Origin of the sequence: Flavobacterium sp. DSR3-2 (assembly GCF_049896525.1) — a bacterium.
In the GTDB taxonomy this organism is placed as follows: domain Bacteria; phylum Bacteroidota; class Bacteroidia; order Flavobacteriales; family Flavobacteriaceae; genus Flavobacterium.
In genome coordinates, this window is the sequence record NZ_JAFCUM010000010.1 from 17,295 (window position 1) to 41,167 (window position 23,873).

At 32.0% G+C, this 23,873-nt stretch carries 22 protein-coding genes; 21 read left to right on the top strand and 1 reads right to left on the bottom strand.

Going from position 1 to position 23,873, the window contains the following annotated elements; genetic code table 11:
- The first annotated feature begins 27 nt into the window (after window positions 1-27).
- The 6 genes from yidC (at window position 28) to ACP7AV_RS12070 (ending at window position 7,116) form a co-directional block, all read left to right on the top strand.
- A complete protein-coding gene (gene yidC / locus ACP7AV_RS12045) occupies window positions 28-1,932 on the top strand; it encodes a membrane protein insertase YidC (protein WP_426092155.1) in 1,905 nt (634 codons plus the stop codon).
- 87 nt (window positions 1,933-2,019) lie between these two features.
- Window positions 2,020-2,733, top strand: coding sequence for a toxin-antitoxin system YwqK family antitoxin (locus tag ACP7AV_RS12050; RefSeq protein WP_426092156.1), 714 nt, complete (start codon window positions 2,020-2,022; stop codon window positions 2,731-2,733).
- Between the two features lie 72 nt (window positions 2,734-2,805).
- Window positions 2,806-3,993: a tRNA 2-thiouridine(34) synthase MnmA gene (gene mnmA / locus ACP7AV_RS12055; protein WP_426092157.1), complete on the top strand. Its 1,188-nt coding sequence runs from the start codon at window positions 2,806-2,808 to the stop codon at window positions 3,991-3,993.
- Window positions 3,994-4,128: 135 nt separating this feature from the next.
- Window positions 4,129-5,742, top strand: a complete 1,614-nt coding sequence (locus ACP7AV_RS12060) for a S8 family serine peptidase (protein WP_426092158.1) — start codon at window positions 4,129-4,131, stop codon at window positions 5,740-5,742.
- A 15-nt stretch (window positions 5,743-5,757) separates the two neighbouring features.
- Window positions 5,758-6,702 (top strand): NAD(P)H-dependent flavin oxidoreductase, encoded by a 945-nt coding sequence (locus ACP7AV_RS12065; protein WP_426092159.1) that lies wholly within the window; start codon window positions 5,758-5,760, stop codon window positions 6,700-6,702.
- 3 nt (window positions 6,703-6,705) lie between these two features.
- Entirely contained in the window at window positions 6,706-7,116 is a 411-nt protein-coding gene (locus ACP7AV_RS12070; protein WP_426092160.1) for a hypothetical protein, read from the top strand.
- 35 nt (window positions 7,117-7,151) lie between these two features.
- Here the strand turns inward: ACP7AV_RS12070 and ACP7AV_RS12075 are convergent, their stop codons facing one another.
- Window positions 7,152-7,592 (bottom strand): DUF4268 domain-containing protein, encoded by a 441-nt coding sequence (locus ACP7AV_RS12075; RefSeq protein ID WP_426092161.1) that lies wholly within the window; start codon window positions 7,590-7,592, stop codon window positions 7,152-7,154.
- A gap of 95 nt (window positions 7,593-7,687) precedes the next feature.
- On the opposite strand from ACP7AV_RS12075, the gene ACP7AV_RS12080 reads away from it, so the two are divergent.
- The 15 genes from ACP7AV_RS12080 (at window position 7,688) to ACP7AV_RS12150 (ending at window position 23,813) form a co-directional block, all read left to right on the top strand.
- Complete coding sequence (locus tag ACP7AV_RS12080; RefSeq protein ID WP_426092162.1) at window positions 7,688-8,338, top strand: NUDIX hydrolase; 651 nt, start codon at window positions 7,688-7,690, stop codon at window positions 8,336-8,338.
- 86 nt (window positions 8,339-8,424) lie between these two features.
- Window positions 8,425-9,234 (top strand): lysophospholipid acyltransferase family protein, encoded by an 810-nt coding sequence (locus ACP7AV_RS12085; RefSeq protein WP_091205722.1) that lies wholly within the window; start codon window positions 8,425-8,427, stop codon window positions 9,232-9,234.
- Between the two features lie 1,143 nt (window positions 9,235-10,377).
- Window positions 10,378-11,247: an ABC transporter permease gene (locus tag ACP7AV_RS12090; RefSeq protein WP_426092163.1), complete on the top strand. Its 870-nt coding sequence runs from the start codon at window positions 10,378-10,380 to the stop codon at window positions 11,245-11,247.
- A gap of 174 nt (window positions 11,248-11,421) precedes the next feature.
- Window positions 11,422-12,681, top strand: coding sequence for a polysaccharide ABC transporter ATP-binding protein (locus ACP7AV_RS12095; RefSeq protein ID WP_426092164.1), 1,260 nt, complete (start codon window positions 11,422-11,424; stop codon window positions 12,679-12,681).
- The gene (locus ACP7AV_RS12100) at window positions 12,681-13,274 is read left to right on the top strand and encodes an acyltransferase (protein ID WP_426092165.1); all 594 of its coding nucleotides are present in this window, start codon (window positions 12,681-12,683) and stop codon (window positions 13,272-13,274) included. Before ACP7AV_RS12095 ends, ACP7AV_RS12100 begins: the two co-directional genes overlap by 1 nt.
- 91 nt (window positions 13,275-13,365) lie before the next feature.
- Complete coding sequence (locus ACP7AV_RS12105; protein WP_426092166.1) at window positions 13,366-14,514, top strand: glycosyltransferase family 4 protein; 1,149 nt, start codon at window positions 13,366-13,368, stop codon at window positions 14,512-14,514.
- A 128-nt stretch (window positions 14,515-14,642) separates the two neighbouring features.
- Entirely contained in the window at window positions 14,643-15,536 is an 894-nt protein-coding gene (locus tag ACP7AV_RS12110; protein ID WP_426092167.1) for an NAD-dependent epimerase/dehydratase family protein, read from the top strand.
- Window positions 15,515-16,660: a glycosyltransferase family 4 protein gene (locus tag ACP7AV_RS12115; RefSeq protein ID WP_426092168.1), complete on the top strand. Its 1,146-nt coding sequence runs from the start codon at window positions 15,515-15,517 to the stop codon at window positions 16,658-16,660. Before ACP7AV_RS12110 ends, ACP7AV_RS12115 begins: the two co-directional genes overlap by 22 nt.
- A 14-nt stretch (window positions 16,661-16,674) precedes the next feature.
- Window positions 16,675-17,457 (top strand): glycosyltransferase family 2 protein, encoded by a 783-nt coding sequence (locus ACP7AV_RS12120; protein ID WP_426092169.1) that lies wholly within the window; start codon window positions 16,675-16,677, stop codon window positions 17,455-17,457.
- Window position 17,458: 1 nt separating this feature from the next.
- Window positions 17,459-18,298: a glycosyltransferase family 2 protein gene (locus ACP7AV_RS12125; RefSeq protein WP_426092170.1), complete on the top strand. Its 840-nt coding sequence runs from the start codon at window positions 17,459-17,461 to the stop codon at window positions 18,296-18,298.
- Window positions 18,299-18,300: 2 nt separating this feature from the next.
- On the top strand, window positions 18,301-19,194 hold the full coding sequence (locus ACP7AV_RS12130) for a glycosyltransferase family 2 protein (RefSeq protein ID WP_426092171.1): 894 nt from the start codon (window positions 18,301-18,303) through the stop codon (window positions 19,192-19,194).
- A gap of 527 nt (window positions 19,195-19,721) precedes the next feature.
- Window positions 19,722-20,717 carry a hypothetical protein gene (locus ACP7AV_RS12135; RefSeq protein ID WP_426092172.1) on the top strand — a complete coding sequence of 332 codons (996 nt, stop codon included), beginning with the start codon at window positions 19,722-19,724 and terminating at the stop codon, window positions 20,715-20,717.
- Window positions 20,717-21,712, top strand: coding sequence for an STELLO glycosyltransferase family protein (locus tag ACP7AV_RS12140; RefSeq protein WP_426092173.1), 996 nt, complete (start codon window positions 20,717-20,719; stop codon window positions 21,710-21,712). Before ACP7AV_RS12135 ends, ACP7AV_RS12140 begins: the two co-directional genes overlap by 1 nt.
- A gap of 251 nt (window positions 21,713-21,963) precedes the next feature.
- Window positions 21,964-22,671, top strand: coding sequence for a class I SAM-dependent methyltransferase (locus tag ACP7AV_RS12145; protein WP_426092174.1), 708 nt, complete (start codon window positions 21,964-21,966; stop codon window positions 22,669-22,671).
- On the top strand, window positions 22,668-23,813 hold the full coding sequence (locus ACP7AV_RS12150) for a glycosyltransferase (protein WP_426092175.1): 1,146 nt from the start codon (window positions 22,668-22,670) through the stop codon (window positions 23,811-23,813). Before ACP7AV_RS12145 ends, ACP7AV_RS12150 begins: the two co-directional genes overlap by 4 nt.
- The last annotated feature ends 60 nt before the right edge of the window (window positions 23,814-23,873 follow it).

A 23,873-nucleotide genomic window follows, 5' to 3' on the forward strand; every position in this document is an offset into this window, starting at 1 on the left:
ATAGATTAAACTTTTTTAAATATAATAATGGAACAAAAAAAATTTGACCTCAATTCGATTATCGGTTTTGCATTAATTTTTGGTATTTTGGTTTTTATCATGTACCAAAATCAACCCGACCCGAAAGTCGTTGCAGCTGAAAAAGCACAAAAAGAATTGTTGATTAGAGAAGCAAAAACCAAGGAGTTAGAGGCGAAAACTGTAGCCAAAGCTACTGTCGCGGTTGCGGCAACTGGAGATTCCACACAATTGGCACAATTGCAAAAAACGTTGGGGAATTTTGCGTATTCAGCAACACTTCCTTCTGCGAAAGCAGGTGTAACTACTATCGAAAACGATTTGGTGAAACTTACAATTGCCAATAAAGGAGGCTATATTGTGGAGGCCACTTTGAAACAATTTGAAAAGTTCAAGAAAGGTTCCGGACAATTAGTTCAATTGATAAAAGACAACAATGCCAATTTAAACGTGCAATTGCTAACGAGCGATAACCGTACTTTAAATTCCAAAGATTTATATTTTGAACCTACCTTAACAAAAATAGGAGCAGATCAAGTATTGTCGATGAAATTGAAAGCGGGAGCCAATGAATTCTTGGAATACAAATACATTTTGAAGCCAAACGATTATATGATTGGTTTTGATATCCGTTCCCAAGGGTTAAATAAAGTATTGAATACGGCAAAACCATTGGATTTAGAATGGAATTTGAAAACAATTCGAAATGAAAAAAGTGTCAAATACGAAAATCAGTATACAGATATTCGTTATGAGTATGAAGAAGGAAAAGATAATAATGTAGGTTTAGGGGAAAATAGTGAAGAAAATCCTGAAATGGTAACATTTGTTGCTTTCAAACAACATTTTTTCACTTCTATTCTGCTAACCAATACACCAATAACTAAAGCTAAATTATTTTCTAATAATTTAGTTAAAGACGAAAAAATCGATACCACATTTACAAAGCAATTTAAAGCAAATATTCCATTAGCATTTAATAATGGTGAAGTTGACTATAAAATGAGTTGGTATTTTGGACCATCCGATTATAAAACATTAAAATCTTATGATAAAAATTTAGAAAAGATTATTCCTTTAGGTTGGGGAATTTTCGGATGGATCAATAAGTTTATTTTTATTCCATTATTCGGATTTTTAAGTTCTTACATTGCTTATGGAATTGCGATTATTGTTTTCACAATAATTATAAAAATAGCGATGTCGCCTATTACCTTTAAATCGTTCTTGTCACAGGCCAAGATGAAAGTATTGCGTCCTGAAATCACAGAATTGGGAGAAAAATTCAAAAAAGACCCAATGAAAAAGCAACAGGAAACAATGAAGTTGTACAATAAAGCGGGCGTGAATCCGATGGCAGGTTGTATTCCGGCTTTGATTCAATTGCCATTTATGTATGCATCGTTTCAGTTTTTCCCTTCGGCTTTTGAGTTGAGACAAAAAAGCTTCCTCTGGGCAGATGATTTATCTTCTTTTGACGAAGTTATAAGATTACCTTTTTACATTCCCTTTTATGGAAATCACATTAGTTTGTTTCCTGTACTTGCCTCGATCGCTATTTTCTTCTATATGAAAATGACTTCTGGTGACCAGCAAATGGCTGCTCCGCAACAAGAAGGGATGCCGGATATGGCTAAGATGATGAAAATCATGATTTATGTTTCGCCAATAATGATGTTGTTTTTCTTTAATAGTTATGGCGCGGGACTGAGTTTGTATAACTTTATTTCGAATCTAATTACTATTGGAATTATGATTGTCATCAAAAAATACTTTATTGATAGTGATAAAATTCATACTCAAATTCAAGAGAACAAATTGAAAGAGCCGAAGAAACAAGGTAAATTCCAGAAAAAACTGCAAGAAGTTATGGAACAAGCTGAAGCTCAAAAAGCACAGCAGAAGAAAAAATAATGCATAAAAAGGCTCTCAAATATTGAGAGCTTTTTTTATTTACATGTAATTTAAGTGACCTGAACTCGTTACTATAAAAAAGTAATTATGAAAATATTTTATAAAAAAGGAATATTGGTTTTGATGTTTTTGAATGTGTTTTGTCTTTATGCACAAACCGATTTTAATAAATCAGATGCAAAAGGGAAAAAGCATGGAGTGTGGAAAGGGTTTTATGAAGAATCAAAAAGACCCAGATACGAAGGAACTTTTGAGCATGGAAAAGAAATAGGAATTTTTAATTTTTATGATGATACCAAAGCCAAGTCTGTTATTGCCACGAGAGAATTTAATCCTAAAAATAACGCGACCTACACTATTTTTTATGACCAAAAAAGCAATAAAGTAAGTGAAGGAAAAGTAGTCAATAAATTATTTGAAGGACAATGGAAATATTACCATCAAGCCTCGAAAAATATAATGACAACTGAGAACTACATCAAAGGAAAGCTAGAGGGATTGCGTAGCGTTTTTTATCTCAGCGGCAAAATCGCAGAAGAAATTAATTATAAAAATAACCTGAAAAATGGTTTTTATAAAAAATACACGGAGAAAGGAATTCTATTGGAAGAGTCTTTTTTTAAAGGTGATTTGTACAGCGGTTTAGCCATTTTTAGAGATTCTTATGGAAGTACGGTTTCGAAGGGACAATTTGTAAATGGAAAAAAATCAGGTATTTGGCAGTTTTTTGAAAAAGGAAAATTAATTAAAGAAATGAATATGAGCTTTCCGGAAAATGCAACAAAATCCAAGAATAATTAACGGTATCCTTAACAGCTACTGTTGCAAATCTTTTGTAGCTTTGCAGCCTTGTAAAATTATAATTTTTTGAAGATGAAGCGTGTTGTTGTAGGACTTTCCGGAGGTGTAGATTCAAGTGTTGCTGCTTACTTGTTGCAAGAACAGGGGTATGAAGTTATTGGCCTTTTTATGAAGAATTGGCACGATGATTCGGTTACCATTTCAAATGAATGTCCATGGCTGGAGGACAGTAATGACGCTTTGTTAGTTGCTGAAAAATTAGGAATTCCATTTCAAACGGTAGATTTAAGCAACGAATACCAAGAAAAAATCGTGGACTACATGTTCAGCGAATATGAAAAAGGACGCACTCCAAACCCGGATGTGCTTTGCAACCGCGAGATAAAATTTGATGTTTTCATGAAAATCGCTTTAAGTCTTGGTGCTGATTATGTTGCAACCGGACATTATTGCCGCAAAAGCGAAATTGAAGTAAATGGAGAAACGGTTTATCAACTGAAATCGGGTACCGATACCAATAAAGATCAATCCTATTTCTTGTGTCAATTATCCCAAGAACAATTATCAAAATCATTGTTTCCAATTGGCGAATTAACAAAACCGGAAGTTCGTAAAATTGCCGCTCAAATGGAGTTGATCACTGCCGAGAAAAAAGATTCACAAGGTTTATGTTTTATTGGAAAAGTACGTTTGCCTGAATTTTTACAACAAAAATTACAACCCAAAGACGGAATTATTATCCAAATTGATAAAGACGATGCTGTATACAATTCTGAATTACAACAAGGGATAAGCGTGGAGGAAAAGTTGAAAGCAGCAGCGAAGAAAATTTCGTACACACCGGAAATGGGAAAAGTTGTGGGAAAACACCAAGGTGCCCATTATTTTACTACCGGACAACGAAAAGGATTAAATGTAGGAGGTACAACGGACCCTCTGTTTATTATCGCTACAAATGTCGATACCAATACTATTTATACAGGATTAACCAGTCAACATCCTGGATTATTCAAGAAAGCTTTGCGTATCGAAAAAGAGGAAGTGCATTGGATTCGCGAGGATTTGGTTTTAGCCAATGGAGAAACGATGGAGGTAATGGCAAGAATTCGTTACAGACAGCCATTACAGACAGCCACTTTGCATCAGTTTGAAAACGAAATGTATCTTTACTTTGACGAACCGCAGTCCGCAATTACTGAAGGGCAATTTGCAGCTTGGTATTTAGGGGATGAATTAGTTGGTTCGGGAGTAATTTCTTAGTTTAGTACTTTGTTTACTAAAATTATAAGAAAAGCGTTTGCTTTAAATACAAATTAAGAATTTTAAAACAGCTGTAAGCGTGATTCAATCCCATTGGTAATTAGAATCTTTAAAGCTTTACCAATAAAGTTACCTATGAGAAAATTCTATTTATTCCTTTTTTTAATCATCAGTACCGCCGGTTTTTCACAGCAAGATGCGTGGGTGTATTTCAATGCGAAACCCAATTCTCAATTCTATTCCGATTCACCATTGAAAATGCTTTCTCAAAGGGCATTGGACAGAAGGACCAATCAAAATATTGCCTTAGATTTTAAAGATATCCCGGTAGAGCAAACTTATATTAATCAAATAAAAGCAACTCCGGGAATTATGGTATTGGCAAAATCCAAATGGATGAACGCGATTCATGTTCGAGGACAGCAAGCGGCAGTAAATTCTTTATCGCTATTATCTTTTGTCAATAAAGTTGATTTTGCTGACAAATCGATGAATCAAACGGGTAAAATAGCAAAATCTGCTACAGTAAAAAAAGCAGATAAGACTAAGAAAACTAAAATTGATTATGCTTATGGATCGTCTTCAAATCAAATCCAAATGCTTAATGGGCATGTTTTGCACCAGCGTAATTACACAGGTTCCGGAAAAATAATTGCCGTAATGGATGCCGGTTTTCCGGGTGTTAATACGACACAGCCGTTTCAAAGATTAAGAGATAATAAACAAATTTTGGGCGGTTACAATTACGTGTCGAGAAACCCGGAATTTTATACTGGAGTGTCACACGGAACATCTGTGCTTTCTTCAATGGGAGGTTATAAAGAAAATTCGTTAGTGGGAACGGCTCCCGACGCCTCTTATTATTTGTTCATCACGGAAGACGATACTTCTGAAAATCCTGTAGAAGAGTCCCTTTGGGTTGAAGCTGCAGAAAAAGCGGATAGTTTAGGTGTCGATATTATAAATACGTCTTTGGGTTATTTCGATTTTGATAATCAGGCTTACAATCATACGTATAGTGAAATGAATGGCACCACTGCATTTATGTCCCGCGGAGCTGAAATTGCATTCAGCAGAGGAATGATTTTGGTTAATTCTGCAGGTAATTCAGGAAGTTCCTCAAATCCTCATATTGCCGTTCCAGCTGATGCCGTTTCAGTAATTGCCGTAGGTGCCGTAAATTCATCTGAAACAAAAACTTCTTTTAGTTCAATAGGTCCATCTTTTGACGGAAGAATAAAACCAGAAGTAATGGCGCAAGGGCAAGCAGCAGTAGTTTCTGATGCCGCAGGGAATATTGTAACGGCAAACGGGACTTCTTTTTCTGGCCCAATTATGGCAGGAATGGTGGCTTGTTTGTGGCAGGCATTTCCTGAAAAACCCAATCGGGAAATTAGAGATATAATTCTGCAATCATCTGATAGATTTTCATTGCCAAATAATCAATACGGATATGGAATTCCTGATTTTAATTTGGCGGTAAACAATCCCTTAGATGTAAATTCTTTTTCGAAAGATGATTTTATCATTTATCCCAATCCTGCAAGTGATTTTGTTACGGTTTCTTTACCTTCAAAATTTGAACTGGGAACTGTTGTTTTGTACACTATGCTGGGACAGAAAATGTTAGAACAAAAAGTTACTCCTCAATCTTCGATCATTTCATTGAAAACACTGGAAAAAGGAATGTACTTTTATAAAATGGAATCCGTTGGTTTAATTAAAACGGGAAAAATTTTGAAACAATAATACTATTATGTTTACATGAATACAATCACAGCACTTTTTAAAATAAAATATCCAATCATTCAAGGCGGAATGATTTGGAACAGCGGGTATAAATTAGCAAGTGCTGTCAGTAATGCAGGAGGTTTAGGATTAATAGGAGCTGGCTCCATGTATCCTGAAGTTTTGCGTGAGCACATTCAAAAATGTAAACAAGCGACTTCAAAACCTTTTGGAGTGAATGTTCCCATGTTGTATCCCAATATTGAAGAAATCATGAAGATTATTGTTGAAGAAGGTGTGAAAATCGTTTTCACTTCAGCAGGAAACCCTAAAACGTGGACCTCATATCTAAAAGAAAATGGCGTCACTGTTGTACATGTGGTCAGTAGTTCTGTTTTTGCGTTGAAAGCACAAGATGCAGGCGTTGATGCTGTAGTTGCTGAAGGTTTTGAAGCCGGAGGACATAATGGACGAGAGGAAACCACCACGCTTACGCTGATTCCCATAGTGAAAGAGAAAATAAAAATTCCATTGATTGCTGCGGGAGGGATTGCCACTGGACGGGGAATGTTGGCCGTAATGGTTCTTGGTGCAGATGGTGTTCAGGTTGGAAGCAGATTTGTTGCTTCATTAGAATCATCGGCTCATGATAATTTCAAGGAAACCGTAATCAATGTGAAGGAAGGGGATACGCAATTGACTTTGAAAGAACTTGCACCTGTTCGGTTGATTAAAAATAAATTTTATCAAGATGTGCAGGATTTATATCAAACCAGTCCAACAAAAGAGGAAATAGTTGCGTTACTAGGAAGAGCAAGAGCAAAACGAGGTATGTTTGAAGGTGATTTAATTGAAGGAGAACTAGAAATAGGACAAGTAGCAGGAATAATCCACGTCATAAAGCCAGCGGGAGAAATTGTTGAGGAAATGATGACCGATTTTGAATTGGCGAAAAAAGAAGTGCTAAATATCAATTTTTAAACTATGGTTAAGATAAAAACATATAGCATACTGCTGTTTTTGATATTAGGATTGCACAGTTCTCATGGCCAAAGCTATAAGTTTAAAACATCGGGATTTAGTGTTTTAGAAAAAAATGAAAAAGGAAAATGGGGCAAATGGTCTGATTTAAATCTGGTGAATGTGTTGGTAACATTAGATACTAACAAAAGTAGAATAGTAGTTTATTCTCAAATTATTCAGCTTTTTGAAATCATCGAGTATCAAACCACTGAGGAAAATGATACTGACATCGTGTATTCATTTACGTGCAAAGACAATGAAGGTGTTGATTGTACGGTTTCTATAATCACCAGAAAAAAACAAGAAAACAGGAAACAGCTTTATATCAATTATGACAACCGAATTATTGTTTATAATATTTTCAATATGTAAATAAGGACGTTTTATCTTTTTTGGGTTTTGTTCATTTATAGTATTTCAATATCCTTGATGAAATCATCATACTCTGAATAAAATACTTCCAAAGCAGTCATTTTTTCATTGTAAAAAGCAAAAATTTCGTCCCAGTATTTTTGGTTGCTAACGCCGACATTTAATTTTTCAATCCAAATACGGCTTATTGTTTTACCACTTTCTAGGGTGTACTCTTTTTCAAAAATCAAATCTTTGACAAATTCCTCTTCGAGAATGTTTTTTAAAGCTTCGAGTTTTTCAAAATAAGCAATTCTTTTTTCATCGCTTCGATGTTCTATGTCTATTAAAACTTGGGCTTTTTTATTATCTACGTAAAATTTAAAAGAGAAATCTTTAATTTTAGTATCATACAACAACCATTTTCGAGGATATTTTTCTGCAAAAGCAATCCAGAATTCGCGCTTCAATTTTTGTGTTTCTACTTTGCTGTACATAATTGTTGCGACTTTAGGGACTAGAAAATTTGTTCAACTCTATTTTCTAAACTATATTTATATTTAATTTCAATGTGCAAAAATAGACTTTGATTATGGATTTTCAAGAATTTTTACAATTTGTTCCCAAATTAATTGATGCCAAGCTTCCAGCTTTTGAGGCGCACATCAAAATGGCACCTTTAGAACGGTTGGAAAGTTTGAAAAAAATAGATTTTGGAGATAACAATCCAAGAATAGCAGCTGTATTGATGCTTTTTTATCCTAAAAATGCTATCACGCACTTGGTATTGATTGTCCGTAATTCGTATGAAGGCGTTCATTCGGCACAAATTGCTTTTCCAGGAGGAAAATATGAACACGATGATGATGATTTCGCCTACACTGCCCTTCGTGAAACCCATGAGGAAGTGGGGATTCATCCGGATAAAATTGAAATTCTTAAACCATTTACAGAATTATATATTCCACCAAGTAATTTTATGGTGCACCCTTTTTTGGGTATCAGTAAAGAAGAGCTTGTATTTGTACCGGAACCCTCTGAAGTTGCGGAGATAATAGAATTGCCGTTATCTATTTTTCTGAGTGATGCTATTGTAATTGATACTAATTTGTCTACTTCCTACGCGGACAACATCAGTATTCCGGCTTTCAAAATTGAAAACCATATCGTATGGGGCGCAACAGCGATGATGTTAAGCGAACTGAAAGAAGTCTTGAAAGAAGTCTTTACCACTTCAATTTGATGCTAAATTAAGGTGTCAAAATTGTAAATAACATCAAATATTAATTTCGTAAGTTTGCTGATTCAACATTAAAAACACATAATTTTATGGGATTGTTTAAGAGAAATCCTTTTGGTCACATACTATTTATAAAGAAATGGTTAATTCGAATTTTCGGTGCCATCACACATAGAAGATATAGAGGGTTTAATGAACTTCAAATCGAAGGTTCAGAAATTATCAGGAATTTACCGGATACCAATGTGCTTTTTATTTCCAATCACCAAACCTATTTTGCTGATGTCGTTGCAATGTTTCACGTATTTAATGCAAGTTTGAGCGGACGCGATGATACCATCAAGAATGTTTGTTATCTGTGGCAACCAAAAATGAATATCTATTATGTGGCAGCTAAAGAAACCATGCAGGCGGGATTATTGCCAAGAATTATGGCTTATGCAGGAGCAATTTCAGTGGAACGCACTTGGCGTGCTAAAGGAGTAGATGTACAGGAGAAAAAAGATTTTAATCCGGATGACACTGAAAATATAAAAATAGCTTTAAAAGACGGTTGGGTAATTACATTCCCACAAGGAACAACAAAGTCCTTTAAACCCGTTCGAAAAGGAACTGCTCACATCATAAAACAACACAGACCTATTGTTGTACCTATCGTTATAGATGGTTTTCGTCGTTCATTTGATAAAAAAGGATTGCGCATAAAGAAAAAAGGAATTCTGCAATCTTTCATTGTCAAAGAACCACTCAATATCGATTACGATAATGACACCATTGAAGAAATTGTTGAAAAAGTTGAGTATGCTATTGAGCAACATTGCTCGTACCTGAAAGTAATACCCGCTGAAATTATAAAAGAACAAGAAGAACTAAATAAAACCCGCAGGTGGGAATATTAGCTAAAAATTAATAACTGCTCTTCCAACCCTTGATTCATATAATTCAGTAGCTATTATTAGTTTTTGATGATAATTTTCGTCAATTCGAGTATTTTTCTCCCGAAGACTCGTGAATAAAATAGGATCTAGAATTAGAAATTTATTATTAAAAACAGTTCCCAGTAAATTTTTGTTCTACTTTGCTTCGCAAAATCCTAATGCTTCGGGCCGAACTGGTATTTTGAATAATTACAGCCAGCGGGTTAATAATAATAACTTATTGGGTGTAATCTAAGTTTCCTTTTTTAGTCACGTAGATTTTGAATAGATTTCCAAATAAATTTATATTTTTTTATGCTTTTATTTAAGGGCGATGAGAAAAGTATGAAAATGCACGTTTAGTGATGCTATTATTACTTTGTTTACTGAAGATCATTTTACTTTTGTCTTGATTACTCACGGCTACTAGTTTATTTGAGTTTGTGAATCTATGATTTCAAAAGAAACAAAAAATCAAGCCTCAATATTTTTACACCAAAAAAAATCATCGAACAAATTTTCCTATCGCAACCCCAGCCGCTCGTGTTTCACGCTCGACTCGGTTGTCACTCCCAACGGTCAGCGCTGAAATTCTTACCGTGATTTTTTTGGATGGCAACTATAAGGGCGGTAAGAAGAGTGTAAATTTTCGTTTTGCCGCAGCACTAAAGGGAGCCGAAAATCTGGAGCTACTGTTTTGTTAAAGATGTGATATTAATACTATATAAAAAATATGAGTAAGCCTTCAAGGTTTTAAAGTTGTCGATATATTGATAATTATTACCAATATTAATAGAGGAGTAGTATATTCGCCGAAAACAACTCTTATTAACAAATGGCCTTCGCCCTATCATTGTAAGTTAGAGTCGCGAAGCGTGCCCAAAAGGTTCGTTTTTTTGTAATGGATTTGATTTTGCAAAGCAATTAAATATTTAAATGACACAGAAAACTAAATACGTTACGAAGCTTTTTTATGATAATAGCAAGTGCAAATTATTTATATTTGCTTCATGATGTTACCGTTTTAAAATATACAATAAAAGGTCTCTCAGGGATCGTCTCACAGTAACGCGCGATATTACAACCATGATAAGAAAACACATACCAGGATTTTAGCATAAGAAAATGAACCACAACGAGCATACGAATACCACTTGGTTGTTTGAAATAACACCTAAAAATAAATTCTTTTCGCTGAACCTTAAAGAGGTCTGGCAATATAGAGATTTACTTATGCTTTTTGTAAAGAGAGATGTTGTTACTGTATATAAGCAAACAGTTTTAGGACCGCTTTGGTATTTGATCCAGCCTTTGTTTACGTCCATTACCTTTACTATTATTTTTAATAATTTAGCGGGAATTGATACCGGGACGGTGCCTCCGTTTTTGTTCAATTTAGCCGGAATCACGGTTTGGAATTATTTCACGGCGTGTCTTACCGGAACTTCAAATACCTTTGGTGCTAATGCCGGTATTTTTGGTAAAGTATATTTTCCAAGACTGATTGTGCCTATCTCCATCGTGATTTCTAATTTGATTAAATTTGGAATTCAGTTTCTAATATTTATAGCCTTTTATATTTTCTATTATCTAAAAGGAGCTGTTGTCGGGCTGAATGGTTCCGTTGTATTCTTTCCTTTTTTAATTGTACTTATGGGCGTTTTGGGATTGGGATTGGGAATGTTCATCTCTTCCTTGGTTACAAAATACCGAGATTTTAGTAATTTGATTGGTTTTGGCGTGCAATTGCTGATGTATTTGTCTGCCGTGATGTATCCTATGGCATTAATACAAGAAAAATTACCAACTTATGGCTGGATCGTTCAATACAATCCTTTAGCCTATATAATAGAAACTGCGCGTTATATGCTATTGGATGTAGGACAAATTTCCGTTTGGGGATTGGGTTATACTTTTTTGGTTACCGTAATGGTCTTTTTTGTTGGAGTATTGATTTTTAACAAGACAGAGAAGAGTTTTATAGATACGGTTTAGAGAGCAGTGTTCAGTTTTTAGTGATCAGTGATCAGTGTTTAGTTCTAAAAAAAGTGATCAGTGTTGCGTTTTTAGTGATCAAAATTAAGTTTTAGATTAATATTTATTATTATTGGAAATTGTCGGTTACACTATTAACCGAAAAAACAATTACACGATTAAACTATTTCAACTTTGAAAAAAGACATTATATTAAAAGCCGAAAATATCTCGAAGCAATATCGCTTGGGACAGGTAGGTACGGGAACTTTAACGCACGACTTGAATCGTTGGTGGCATCAAGTTCGTGGTAAAGAAAATCCGTATTTAAAAATTGGTGATACCAATGACCGCAGCACCAAAGGCGAAAGCGATTATGTTTGGGCTCTGCAGGATATTAATTTTGAGGTAGAACGGGGTGAAGTGTTGGGTATAATAGGTAAAAACGGAGCGGGAAAATCGACCCTGCTGAAAATATTGTCTAAGGTTACTGCACCTACTACAGGCAGTATCAAATCCAGAGGACGGATCGCTTCTTTGCTAGAAGTTGGTACTGGTTTTAATGGAGAAATGACTGGACGCGAAAATATTTTCCTGAATGGCGCTATTTTGGGGATGACCAAAAAAGAAATTGCCTCAAAACTAGACGAAATTGTTGATTTCTCGGGCTGTGAGCGCTACATCGACACTCCTGTAAAGCGCTATAGCAGTGGAATGACGGTGCGTTTGGCCTTTGCTGTTGCTGCTTTCCTCGAGCCCGAAATCTTAGTTATTGATGAGGTCCTTGCAGTAGGTGACGCCGAGTTTCAAAAAAAAGCCATTGGAAAAATGGGCGACATTAGTAAAAGTGAAGGGAGAACTATTTTATTTGTAAGTCATCAGTTAGGGGCTGTGGCAACATTATGCACTAAAGGAATGCTGTTGGATAAAGGTGGGATTATTGATTATGGCAATATTTCAAAAGTTTTAACAACTTATACTGAATCGTCAAATAGTAAAGAGCTTTCGTATGTTTCATTAGATAAAACAAAAGATATTTTTATCAATAGTTGTGCATTAAATAAAAACAGTATTAGTCATATAAATGATTTTTTATCAAATGATATAATGTCTGTAGAAATTGAAATCTGCAAAAATAAGGTTGTTAATAATGTTTCTTTTTCATTTACCATTCAGTCAAATACAGGGGATTATTTGTCAACTTTTGTAAAAACTATTGATCAATTATTAGTTGGAAAGAATAACAATAAATTTACAATAGATATTGAATGTAATATCCTAGCGGCAAATAACTATTTCTTACGACTTGCAATTTTTGACACAAGTACTGTTCATGTTTACGATTTACAAGAAATGATCTGTCCATTTAAAATTAATGATATAGGTTCTGATATGGCAAGATTTGAAGGTGTCAATTATGGGTATTATAATTTAAAATATAATATCACTTACTAATGAAGGATTTAATAAAAAAAATATTAAAACTTGTATATCAATACTTTTTTATTGATGAGCAAAAAAAGGAGCAAACAACAATTGGATTGTCAATAGGTAAAAATACAGATAATAATGCAATAATTACCGTTAAGTATCCTGAAAAATCTAAAATAAACATTGGAAATGATTGTTTAATTTATGGCAATATTTCAACTGAAACTGAAACCGCAAAAATTATAATTGGGAATAATGTATATATTGGACGCTCAACCATTTTTGCAACTTTAGAGATAATTATTGAGGATGATGTATTGATCTCGTCAGATTGCTTAATACAGGATACTGATAATCATAATATTAGTAGAGCTGTTAGGAGAAAAGATACTAATGATGCCAAGACGAAAAAAACTCAAGAATGGGATTTAGTAAATAAAAAACCAATAAAAATTTGCGCTGGTTCATGGATAGGGGCTAAAGTTATTATATTAAAAGGAGTGACTGTTGGGGAAGGAGCAATTGTCGGTGCAGGGAGTGTTGTAACTAAAAACGTAGAACCTTATACAGTTGTAGCGGGTAATCCTGCTAAATTTATAAAAAATGCTCTACCATAATAATTAAACGTAAAATTAATAGAACTTAAAAAGAAATTTATACTGTATCGTATCTTTAAATAGAATAAGTTTTTTAATTTAAAAATATAAAATGCAATCTAAACCTGAACTACTCGTATTTAGTATCTATTTAATGGGCGGGGGCGCAAGTTTTCATAGAAATATGATTAGCAATCGCCCAGATGATTTTTTTGATATAAAATGTATCTTTCTTAACCCATTACATTGGACTGCAAAGAGGAGTGATGATGTTGTATTGGATATAAATAATATTGTTTTTGATTTTTCAGAGGAGCCAATTGACGATGTTTCATCAAGACTTGAAAAGTTAATATCTGAAAGAGCAGGCGTTGTTATTACTAATTTTGATACAGAATTAGCAACTTTAAATACTTATAAGAGAAGAAAAAAGGCCGTTTTTTTTATTTGTCAGGATGATGCCTATATTTATTTGGCTAAAAAGTACAATCATATAATAGATGTTATAATTACTCACAATATAGCTGTATATGAAGAAATCTGTAAATTATTGCCAAATCGAAAAAAGGATATACATTTTATTCAGCATGGTGTTACTGTCCAGAATTTTGAAAGGAAGCATAATTCAGAGAATAAACTAAGATTACTTTTTTTGGCTCGTCATGTAAAACTTAAAGGTATTTATGATTTACCCAAAATTGATGATGAACTGAGAAAACGTAATATAGATGTTGAATGGTTTATTTTAGGTGATGGAGAGGAAAAAGAAAATTTTATTAATGAAGTTAAATCAAAAGATAATTTTAGCTTCTTAGTGCCGAAAAATACAGAAGATCTTATAGAAGTTCTAAAAACTACAGATGTTTATGTTCTACCATCTTCTCTTGACGGATTACCTGTTTCGTTACTAGAATCAATGAGTGTGGGATGTGTCCCTGTTGTTTATAGTTTTAGCGAAGGAATAAAAAAAGTAATAACTGATGATATTGGTTTTGTAGTAGAAAAAGGTGATGTCATCGCGATGGCTGATCAAATTGAATTTTTGTCTAAAGACAGAAATGAATTAAAAAAAAGAAGTATTTCTTGCTCAGCAAAAATTAGTCAAGAATTTGATGTAAAAAAGCAATCAGAACTCTATTTTAGTTTGTATAAGAATTATAAAAAGCTAAAGAAAAATCGATTTATAAATTTAAAGTATCTAGTAAAAAAGTATTTTAATTATAAGTTTGTGTATATGGCATATGATTTTATCAATAAATAAAATCATAATGTTGAATGATTTGAAATGTTTTAGCCAGTTGTATGGTTTTAAGTGAACTAGTAGAAAATTTAAGTGTTTGATTTTAAAATCTGAGAAATAACTTTGCATATAATTAAATAGTTTTCAAAATGAAAATACTTGTCATTGGTTCCAAGGGATTTATAGGTAGTCATTGTGTTGATTTTTTTCGGTCTAAAGGCTATGTAGTTTGGCAAGCTGATGTGAATGAGTCTGCAGATAAAAACTTTTATAAAATAGAACGGCAAAATTCTGATTTTTCACTAGTCTTTAAAGAACATCAATTTGATGTTTGTATTAATGCTTCGGGTTCTGCACATGTGGGTTTTTCGTTTGAGAATCCTTCCAAAGATTTTGAATTGAATGTAGCCAATGTTCAAAAAATATTGGTTGCTATTAGAAATAATAACAGCAATTGCAAGTTTATTAATTTTTCAAGTGCTGCAGTATATGGCAATCCACAAACTTTGCCCATTATAGAAAATAGTATCTGTAAACCTTTGTCTCCTTATGGTTTTCATAAACTTCAAAGTGAGCTATTATTGACAGAGTATCACAAATTTTTTGGCTTAAATACCTGTAGTTTACGAGTTTTTTCGGCTTATGGACCGCGATTAAAGAAACAGCTATTTTGGGACTTGTATCAAAAATCACTGAAAAGTGATGTGATTTCACTTTTTGGGACAGGAAATGAAATCCGGGATTTTATTTATATTGATGATTTAGTGCAAATTATAGATTTAGTAATTAAGTATTCCACTTTTCAAGGTTCCATTTATAATGTTGCCAGCAATACTGAAACTAAAATTACTGAGGCTGCACAAGTTTTTATTAATGCATTTTCGCCCGAAAAAAAAGTGGTTTTTAATGGAGAAGTCAAAATAGGTGATCCAAATAACTGGGTTGCTGACATGGGAATCCTTAAAAATTACGGTTTTGAACCTCTTTTTAATTTAAATTTGGGACTTAAAAAATATGCTGAATGGCTAAAGGAAAGCGAGTAGGGATTATCTACAACTATAATGAAAACTGGATAGGCGGAGCGTATTACATTCAAAATTTAATTCGTTCTCTGAATTTTCTTCCTGAAAAAGAGCAAATTCAATTGTATATTCTTTCGGGCAGTAAAGCTTTTTTTCAAGAATTAAAACAAAGTACAGGTTATGCACATTTAAAATTTTTAGAGTATCCATCAAGTTATAATGTACTTGAGAGGATTGTAAATAAATTTTCATTGAGAGTCATTAAAAAAAAAATTATTAAAAGGAAGATTCAATTAGATTGGGTTTTCCCGCTTTATCATATCCCTGAAAATTTAAAGCACATCAAGAATTTGATTTTTTGGATACCTGATTTACAGGAAAAATTCTTGCCGAAATTTTTTTCTCCAGAAGAAGTGAAACAACGTTTTGACTGTAATGAAAAGATGGTAGTTTTAAATCATCGCATTGTTTTTAGCAGTCAAGCAGCTCTTAATGATTTTAACATTTTTTATCCAAATTCAAAAAATGATAAAAAAGTATTGCAATTTGCAGTTGTACATCCTATTTTGAATCAGGAAAATATGTGTGAGGTTAAAGCGAAATATGGTATTGAAGGAGATTACTTTTTTTCTCCAAACCAATTTTGGCAACATAAAAATCAAATTGCGATAATTGCAGCTGTTAAAATTTTGAAGAAAAAAGGAATTGCTGTAAAAGTTGTTTTTACAGGCAAAGAATACGATTACAGAAATCCTGATTACACTAAAAATTTGAAACAAAAAGTAGCTGATTATCAATTAGAAAGTGAAATTGTTTTTCTTGGTTTTATAGATCGTATTGATCAGCTCTTATTGATGAAAAACGCACAAGCCATAATACAACCCTCTTTATTTGAAGGTTGGAGTACTGTTGTGGAGGACGCTAAAGCCTTAAATCAGACTGTTATTGTTTCTAATATAGCTGTTCATCAAGAGCAACTTGAAGATAAAGGCTATTATTTTGCGCCTCATGATTATAATGCTTTGGCAGAGAAAATGGTTGAAGTTATGAATAATCCTATTGCTAAACTCAAATATGATTTAGATTATACAGAGAACATTAAAAACTTTGCCCTGAAATTAAAACAGATCATCTATAATAATTAAGGATTGTCTTGATAATGAATAAGAAAATTTCAATCATAACCATAAACTACAACAACCTTTCAGGTTTAAAAAAAACCGTTGAGAGTGTAGTGAATCAAACTTGGAAAGAGTTTGAATATATTGTTATTGATGGCGGTTCTATAGATGGTAGTGAAGCTTATATTGAGAGTCAAAGTGCGCATATAAATTATTGGGTAAGTGAGCCCGATAAGGGTATTTATAATGCCATGAACAAGGGTATTCTTAAAGCCTCGGGTGAGTATTTATTGTTTTTAAACAGCGGAGATCATTTTTGCAGTGATTCTTCACTACAAGAAAACCAAAATCGAATCTCAACTCATGATTTAATTTATTTTAATCTTAATGTGATTGACGAAAACAATACATTCCTAAAAAAATATCCGGATCAATTGTCGTTCTCTTATTTTACGAAAGATACTTTACCTCATCCTGCTACTTTTATTAGAGCCTCTTTATTTAGTAAATTAGGAATGTATGATGAGAGTTTAAAAATTGTTTCTGATTGGAAATTTTTTTTGGAAAGTATATGTAAATTCAATTGCTCATATATTAGAGTTGATGAAATTTTAACTACTTTTTATTTGGATGGGTTAAGTTCAGATCCTAAAAACAAAGTTTTAATTTTTGAGGAAAGTCAACAAGTTCTAAAATCGGGCTTCCAAGCTTTTATTAATGATATTAGTGAATTAGTTGAATTAAAAGATACATTATCAAATCTCAGAAAATCAAGAAAACTAAAAATATTGGTAAAACTTGGAATTTTAAATAAGTTTTAAAATGAATGATATAGTTTCTATAATTGTTCCATGTTACAATCAAGCCCAATACTTGGATGAAGCTTTACAATCCGTAATAGATCAAACCTATCAAAATTGGGAATGTATTATTGTAAACGATGGAAGTCCAGACAATACAGAAGAAGTTGCTCAAAAATGGGCAGAAAAAGATCCGAGATTCCAATATTTTTGTAAAGAAAATGGAGGAGTCAGCAGTGCTAGGAATTTGGGGATAAGTTTTGCAATTGGGGAGTTTATTTTGCCTATAGACGCGGATGATAGGATTGGGAGTAATTATATTAATTTGGCGATAAAGGTATTTGAACGTGATCGTGCTTTAAAACTTGTTTACTGTAAAGCTGAATATTTTGGCGAAAAGAGTGGTCCTTGGAACTTACAACCTTTTTCAATTCAGGATTTAGCAAGGTTAAATATGATTTTTTGTTCTGCAATATATAGAAAAAAGGATTGGGAGTTGGCAGGAGGTTATGATATAAATATGACTTATGGTATAGAGGACTGGGAATTTTGGATAGCAATTTTAAAAGATGGAGGGAAAGTTTTCTGTTTGGAAACTGTGGAATTTTATTATAGAATTAAAGAGGTGTCCAGACAAAAACGATTAGACGGCGAAAAGACAAAAATTATGAATGAATATATGAGCATTAAGCATGTAGATTTCTTTGTCAAACAATTAGGTTCTTTTAATGAACTTAATGCAGTTATAGATTTTAATAAAAAATGTTCTGAAAATTTAAAAAGTGAGAAATTTGTAATAGATGCCTTTTGTGCTACTTTTTTTGGTTTTTCTATATTTGGATTGTACAAAATAAAAAAATAGAAATGCTAGCCATAGTAATCCCTTACTACAAACTCTTTTTTTTTGAAGAAACTTTGCAGTCATTAGCTAATCAAACAGATAAGCGTTTTAAAGTTTATATTGGTGATGATGCAAGTCCAGAAGATATTGTCGATTTAATCGAAAAGTATAAAGGACAATTTGATTTCGTTTATCATCGATTTGACAGTAATTTTGGAAGCACATCTTTAGTAAAACAATGGGAACGGTGTATTGCTAGAATAGAAAGTGAAAAATGGATAATGATATTAGGAGATGATGATTATTTAGAAACAAATGTTGTAGCGTCCTGGTATAAACATTATGATGAGTTTTATAAAAAATCGAATGTTATTAGGTTTGCTTCAAAATCTGTGAATATGAAGTTAAATGGGATTATTAGCGATTCCTTTACTCATCCTTTGTGGGAAAAAGCAACTGATTCCTATTATAGAAGATTTAAGGGGTTGACAAGGAGTACATTGTCAGAGTATGTGTTTTCGAAAGAATCTTTTTTGAATTATGGATTTCGTGATTTTCCCTTGGCTTGGCATAGTGACGATGCTGCTTGGTTAGATTTTTCGAGCAATAAGCCTATTTATACCATTAATGAGAGTAATGTGTTTGTAAGGTTTTCTGAGAGAAGTATTTCTGGAAATAATGAGGATCAAAATTTAAAAGACCTTGCATCTGTTGATTTTATAAAGAAAAGTATTTTAAATAAGCTCTATTTGTTTAAGAAAAATCAACAAATAGAATTGGCATTGTATTATGAAATTGCAATAAAGAAAAATAGAAAATTGAAAAATAGTGAGTGGTTTAAATTGTTATATGTTTATACAATCAATTTTGAATTCCACGAATTTGCTAAATGTGTAAGAAGGTTTATATTATGTTAATTCTATATTATAAATAATAACACGATAAATCGACAAACATAATAATCAGACAATAAAACGATCTTAACCCCAGCAAATGCTATAATTTTATTTTTAAAACAATAACCTACCTCCACTATATTTTAGAATAATGCGGTTTGAATATTAGATGGTTTAATTTTTTTTTTTGTTTTATATCAAGTCCTACCGATGTTTTCGATTACCAAAAAAATATCAACATTGATTATCAGGTTTATTCTTATCACTTAGATATTGTTGAAAAATGCTTTTTAGATTTTGGATTTAGTTTTTAGGACCATTAAAAGTAAGTGAACAACATTGATCTCTACGAAAAATTAACTAAAAATTATAAGTCATTTTGGCGACTTATAATTTTTACATTTGAAAAAATGACAAAAAAATAAAATTTATCACTAAAATCAGACCAAAATTAGGTGTTTTATAATTACTCAGTATTCTCTATAAACGAGTTACACCAAATGTTAAAAATAAATGTGCCACAACAATAAAACATTAAAGTAAATATTATGAAACTTAAAAGAATTCTTACTGATAGACACTTTCAAAATTGGCCAAGTTGGCATATTGTGTATGAATGGGAAAATGAACTGTCAAATTCCTTAAATCTACCTTTGAAAAATAGTCCGTTAATAAAAAACCATTTTATATATAGAAATTTAAAACGCATTGACAATAAATTATTTAAAGGAAAATTAGATTTTTTTTTGAATAGTATTTTAGTTTCTAAATGTCAATACTCGCTTTATTTTGAAATGTTCTTGCAGAACCATAAAAGGTTCTCTAGTAGCAGAAAAGTAATTCCAGTAATTGTTGATTTTTGGGAGAAATCCAATATTGAACTTTTTAAGAGAATATATGCTGATTGCCCGTTCCTTTTAATTACCAGTCTTGAAGTCTTGAACTTTCTCAAAGAAAATCACATAAAAAATAAATTGATACATTTCCCAATGAGTTTGCCTTCAATCTATAAATTAATGCCTAATCAAATTTTCAAAAAAAGATATGATATTGTGTTGGGGGGAAGAATAAATGTTGTTTTATTGGATTATCTTATACAATATGAGATAATACACCCTGAAGTTGAATATCTTTATCAAATTAAACATGAAGGAGAATTATATTATGTAAGCAACAAAACGGGGATTGTTGGAAATTTTCACACACGTTCAGAATACATGAATTTGATCAAATCAGCAAAGGTTGCATTTTATTCGACACCTGGTATGGATGGTGGAGAAAAAAGAACAAATGGATTTAATCCAGTTACCCCAAGATTTTTTGAGTTATTAAGTGCTGGTTGTCATATTATTTCCAGATATCCTAAAAATATAGAAACTGATTATTATAAATTAGAAACAATTTGTCTTTCAGTAACTTCTTATGCTGATTTTGAAAATCAATTAAATATTGCATTAATCTCAGATCCACCGACAAAGAAAAACGCTGAATATTTAAATAATTATTACACAACATCACAAATTGAAATTTTAAAGAATTTATAATGAATAAATCTATTATTATTACAAGCATTTTTGAACCTACTGAAGCTGTTAAATTATTTTCACATTTAAATGGACATAATTTAATTGTTATTGGAGATAAAAAATCACCTGAGAATTGGCATTGTGAAAACACCACCTATCTATCAATTAATGAACAGTTAAAACTTGACTTTCAGATAATAAAAATTTTGCCCTATAATCATTATTCACGCAAAATGATTGGTTATCTATTGGCTATTCAGAGACAAGCAGATTATATAATAGACACTGATGATGATAATATCCCTAAAGAAAATTGGGACTTCCCTCAATTTAACAAAGCTTTTGATTGTATTAGTGAAAATAATGGGTTCGTAAATATTTATCAACTGTTTACTAAGCAGAAAATTTGGCCAAGAGGCTTGCCATTAGACTTAATAAACACCAAGAATAACTTCAGCGAATTAATTTCATTTAAGGACTGTAATATTGGTATATGGCAAGGTTTAGCAGATGAAGATCCTGATGTAGATGCTATATATCGGTTAACAATTGATACTCCATGCTATTTTGATAAACGAGAACCAGTTGTTTTAAGTAAAGGTACTATTAGCCCTTTCAATACACAAAACACAATAATTAGAAAGGAGTTATTCCCATTATTATACCTTCCAACCTATGTGACATTTAGATTTACTGATATTTTAAGAGGATTAGTTGCTCAACCAATAATGTGGTTGTATGGTTATCAACTTGGGTTTATTGATGCAACCGTTATTCAAAAAAGAAACCCACATGATTACATGAAAGATTTTATATCAGAAATTCCCATGTACCAACATTGTGAAAGAATAATTGAATTGGTCTCAAATTCCATTTCAATATCCGAGAGTATAGAAACTAATCTTTATAATGCTTATAAATCATTGTTGAATGAGAATATAGTTTGCGAAAAAGAAATGATAACATTGGATGCATGGTTGAAAGATCTAGCAAGCCAGATTAACGTTGCCTAAAAGCTAGGGTTTTTAGGGTGACAATATTTACAATTAAACTTTGGCTATAAAAATAAGGGGTTCGTGATTTTCCGTTGGCTTGGCATAGTGACGATGCGGCTTGGTTAGAGTTTTCCGATAACAAGTCTATTTATACAATTAATTTGAAATTTCTTGATGTTTAGGAGATTTATGTTGAGTTAATTTATAGATGTTTATTGTGCAATTTTCTTAAATATTAAGCACTAGATTATGAATTTAAAAATAAAATCTTGATACAAAATCAATTTACCAACTTGAGTTTATCGATACATAACCTTGAAAGTTTTATTATTAGGAATGAAATTTTAAAAGCAATTTCTATTGTAATTCCGTCATTCAGAGGTAAAGTATTGGATTCTGGTTGTGGCGTTATGCCATATAAAAAAATAATTCTTGAAAATAAAGAAATAACTAGTTATGTGGGCTTAGATATTGAAACAGCACTAAGTTACGACAATATTCAACCAGATTTTTATTGGGATGGAATAACAATGCCTTTTGAAAGTGATACTTTTGATGTTGTATTATCTACAGAGGTCCTGGAACACGTTCTCAATCCTGATGTATACTTACTTGAGGTAAAAAGGGTTTTGAAGCCAGGGGGCATTTTCTTTTTTACTGTGCCGTTTTTGATGTCATTACATGAGGTTCCATTTGATTATTACAGATATACTCCCTATGCTTTAGAAGAAATTTTTAAAAAAGTTGGTTTTACCGATGTCAAAATAAAACCAATGGGAGGATATAATGCATCCATGGCGCAAATGATGGGCTTGTGGGTGAATAAATATTTGTGGGGTAATAAAAAGAAAATCATGAGAGTTATAGTAAAGCCAATTATCAAGTATTTATATTTGAAAGACAAAGCACCACTAAATTTTGATAAATCAACGATGATAGTTGGTCTATCGGGCATTATTACTAAATCTAGTTTATGAAAATTCTCTTTGTGTCGATGCATTCCATCCATGCCATTCGTTGGATAGAGAATCTTAAAGATAGTCCCCACGAATTATATTGGTTTGATGTGACAAGTAATGGCAAATTAGATACTATTGCTAAAGTACATCAATTTACTAATTGGAAAAAGAGAAAAATTCCATATTTAAAAGGGGAATATTTATTAAGAAAAAATTATTCGTCTTTATATAATTTATTAAATCCTTTTTTGGAAGTTGCAGCAAATGAATATTTAGAAAAAATAATTCATGATATTCAACCTGATTTAATTCATAGTTTTGAGATGCACACCTGTAGTTATCCAATTTTAAAAACTATGATTAAATTCCAGCATATTAAATGGTTGTATTCTTGCTGGGGTAATGATTTGTATTATAATAGACAAATTCCAAAAGATCTAAAAACAATCAAAAGGATGCTGGCAAGAATTGATTTTTTGCATACAGACTGTCAAAGGGATTTTGAAATTGCAAAATCTTTAGGATTCAGTGGGAATTTTTTTGGAGTAATTCCTACCGGTGGGGGTTATGATTTGGGCTATTATGAAAATTTTAGACTCCCTTTTGAAGAAAGAAAAATTGTTTTGATAAAGGGCTATGAACATTTATTCGGCAGAGGATTGAATGTTGTAAAAGCATTACAACTTGCGAATAATGTTTTTCTAAATTATGAAGTTGTTGTTTTTGGAGCCCACCAAGAAGTTATCGATTTTATTAATTTTAATAAATTACCATATAGGACTTTTGGAAGAAATGATTTGTCTCAAATGGAATTGATTAAATTGATGGGTAAATCTATTTTATACATTGGGAATAGTATATCGGATGGAATGCCAAACACCTTATTGGAAGCGATAATTATGCAAGCATTTCCAATACAATCTAATCCAGGAAATGCCACAGCGGAAATAATTGAGAACAAAAAAAATGGATTGCTCATTAATGATTCTAGTGATGTAAATGAAATTAAAGAGAAAATTATTTTTGCTTTAACTAATTTAAAATTATTAGAACAGGCTATGATCCTAAACAATGAAATAGCGAAAGAAAGACTTAAATGTAGTGTTAATCAAGTAAAAATAGAAGAAATCTATTCAAAAATAAATAACCTTATAAATTAATAATAGACTAAATTTTAATATTGAAAATTGCGAACGGTAAATTTATATTAGAAACGTAAA

What these genes read in the sequence shown, in the direction of transcription:
- yidC (WP_426092155.1), top strand. Translation starts at nt 28, where the DNA reads ATGGAACAAAAAAAATTTGACCTCAATTCGATTATCGGTTTTGCATTA.
- ACP7AV_RS12050 (WP_426092156.1), top strand. Translation starts at nt 2,020, where the DNA reads ATGAAAATATTTTATAAAAAAGGAATATTGGTTTTGATGTTTTTGAAT.
- mnmA (WP_426092157.1), top strand. Translation starts at nt 2,806, where the DNA reads ATGAAGCGTGTTGTTGTAGGACTTTCCGGAGGTGTAGATTCAAGTGTT.
- ACP7AV_RS12060 (WP_426092158.1), top strand. Translation starts at nt 4,129, where the DNA reads ATGAGAAAATTCTATTTATTCCTTTTTTTAATCATCAGTACCGCCGGT.
- ACP7AV_RS12065 (WP_426092159.1), top strand. Translation starts at nt 5,758, where the DNA reads ATGAATACAATCACAGCACTTTTTAAAATAAAATATCCAATCATTCAA.
- ACP7AV_RS12070 (WP_426092160.1), top strand. Translation starts at nt 6,706, where the DNA reads ATGGTTAAGATAAAAACATATAGCATACTGCTGTTTTTGATATTAGGA.
- ACP7AV_RS12075 (WP_426092161.1), bottom strand. Translation starts at nt 7,592, where the DNA reads ATGTACAGCAAAGTAGAAACACAAAAATTGAAGCGCGAATTCTGGATT.
- ACP7AV_RS12080 (WP_426092162.1), top strand. Translation starts at nt 7,688, where the DNA reads ATGGATTTTCAAGAATTTTTACAATTTGTTCCCAAATTAATTGATGCC.
- ACP7AV_RS12085 (WP_091205722.1), top strand. Translation starts at nt 8,425, where the DNA reads ATGGGATTGTTTAAGAGAAATCCTTTTGGTCACATACTATTTATAAAG.
- ACP7AV_RS12090 (WP_426092163.1), top strand. Translation starts at nt 10,378, where the DNA reads ATGAACCACAACGAGCATACGAATACCACTTGGTTGTTTGAAATAACA.
- ACP7AV_RS12100 (WP_426092165.1), top strand. Translation starts at nt 12,681, where the DNA reads ATGAAGGATTTAATAAAAAAAATATTAAAACTTGTATATCAATACTTT.
- ACP7AV_RS12105 (WP_426092166.1), top strand. Translation starts at nt 13,366, where the DNA reads ATGCAATCTAAACCTGAACTACTCGTATTTAGTATCTATTTAATGGGC.
- ACP7AV_RS12110 (WP_426092167.1), top strand. Translation starts at nt 14,643, where the DNA reads ATGAAAATACTTGTCATTGGTTCCAAGGGATTTATAGGTAGTCATTGT.
- ACP7AV_RS12115 (WP_426092168.1), top strand. Translation starts at nt 15,515, where the DNA reads ATGGCTAAAGGAAAGCGAGTAGGGATTATCTACAACTATAATGAAAAC.
- ACP7AV_RS12120 (WP_426092169.1), top strand. Translation starts at nt 16,675, where the DNA reads ATGAATAAGAAAATTTCAATCATAACCATAAACTACAACAACCTTTCA.
- ACP7AV_RS12125 (WP_426092170.1), top strand. Translation starts at nt 17,459, where the DNA reads ATGAATGATATAGTTTCTATAATTGTTCCATGTTACAATCAAGCCCAA.
- ACP7AV_RS12130 (WP_426092171.1), top strand. Translation starts at nt 18,301, where the DNA reads ATGCTAGCCATAGTAATCCCTTACTACAAACTCTTTTTTTTTGAAGAA.
- ACP7AV_RS12135 (WP_426092172.1), top strand. Translation starts at nt 19,722, where the DNA reads ATGAAACTTAAAAGAATTCTTACTGATAGACACTTTCAAAATTGGCCA.
- ACP7AV_RS12140 (WP_426092173.1), top strand. Translation starts at nt 20,717, where the DNA reads ATGAATAAATCTATTATTATTACAAGCATTTTTGAACCTACTGAAGCT.
- ACP7AV_RS12150 (WP_426092175.1), top strand. Translation starts at nt 22,668, where the DNA reads ATGAAAATTCTCTTTGTGTCGATGCATTCCATCCATGCCATTCGTTGG.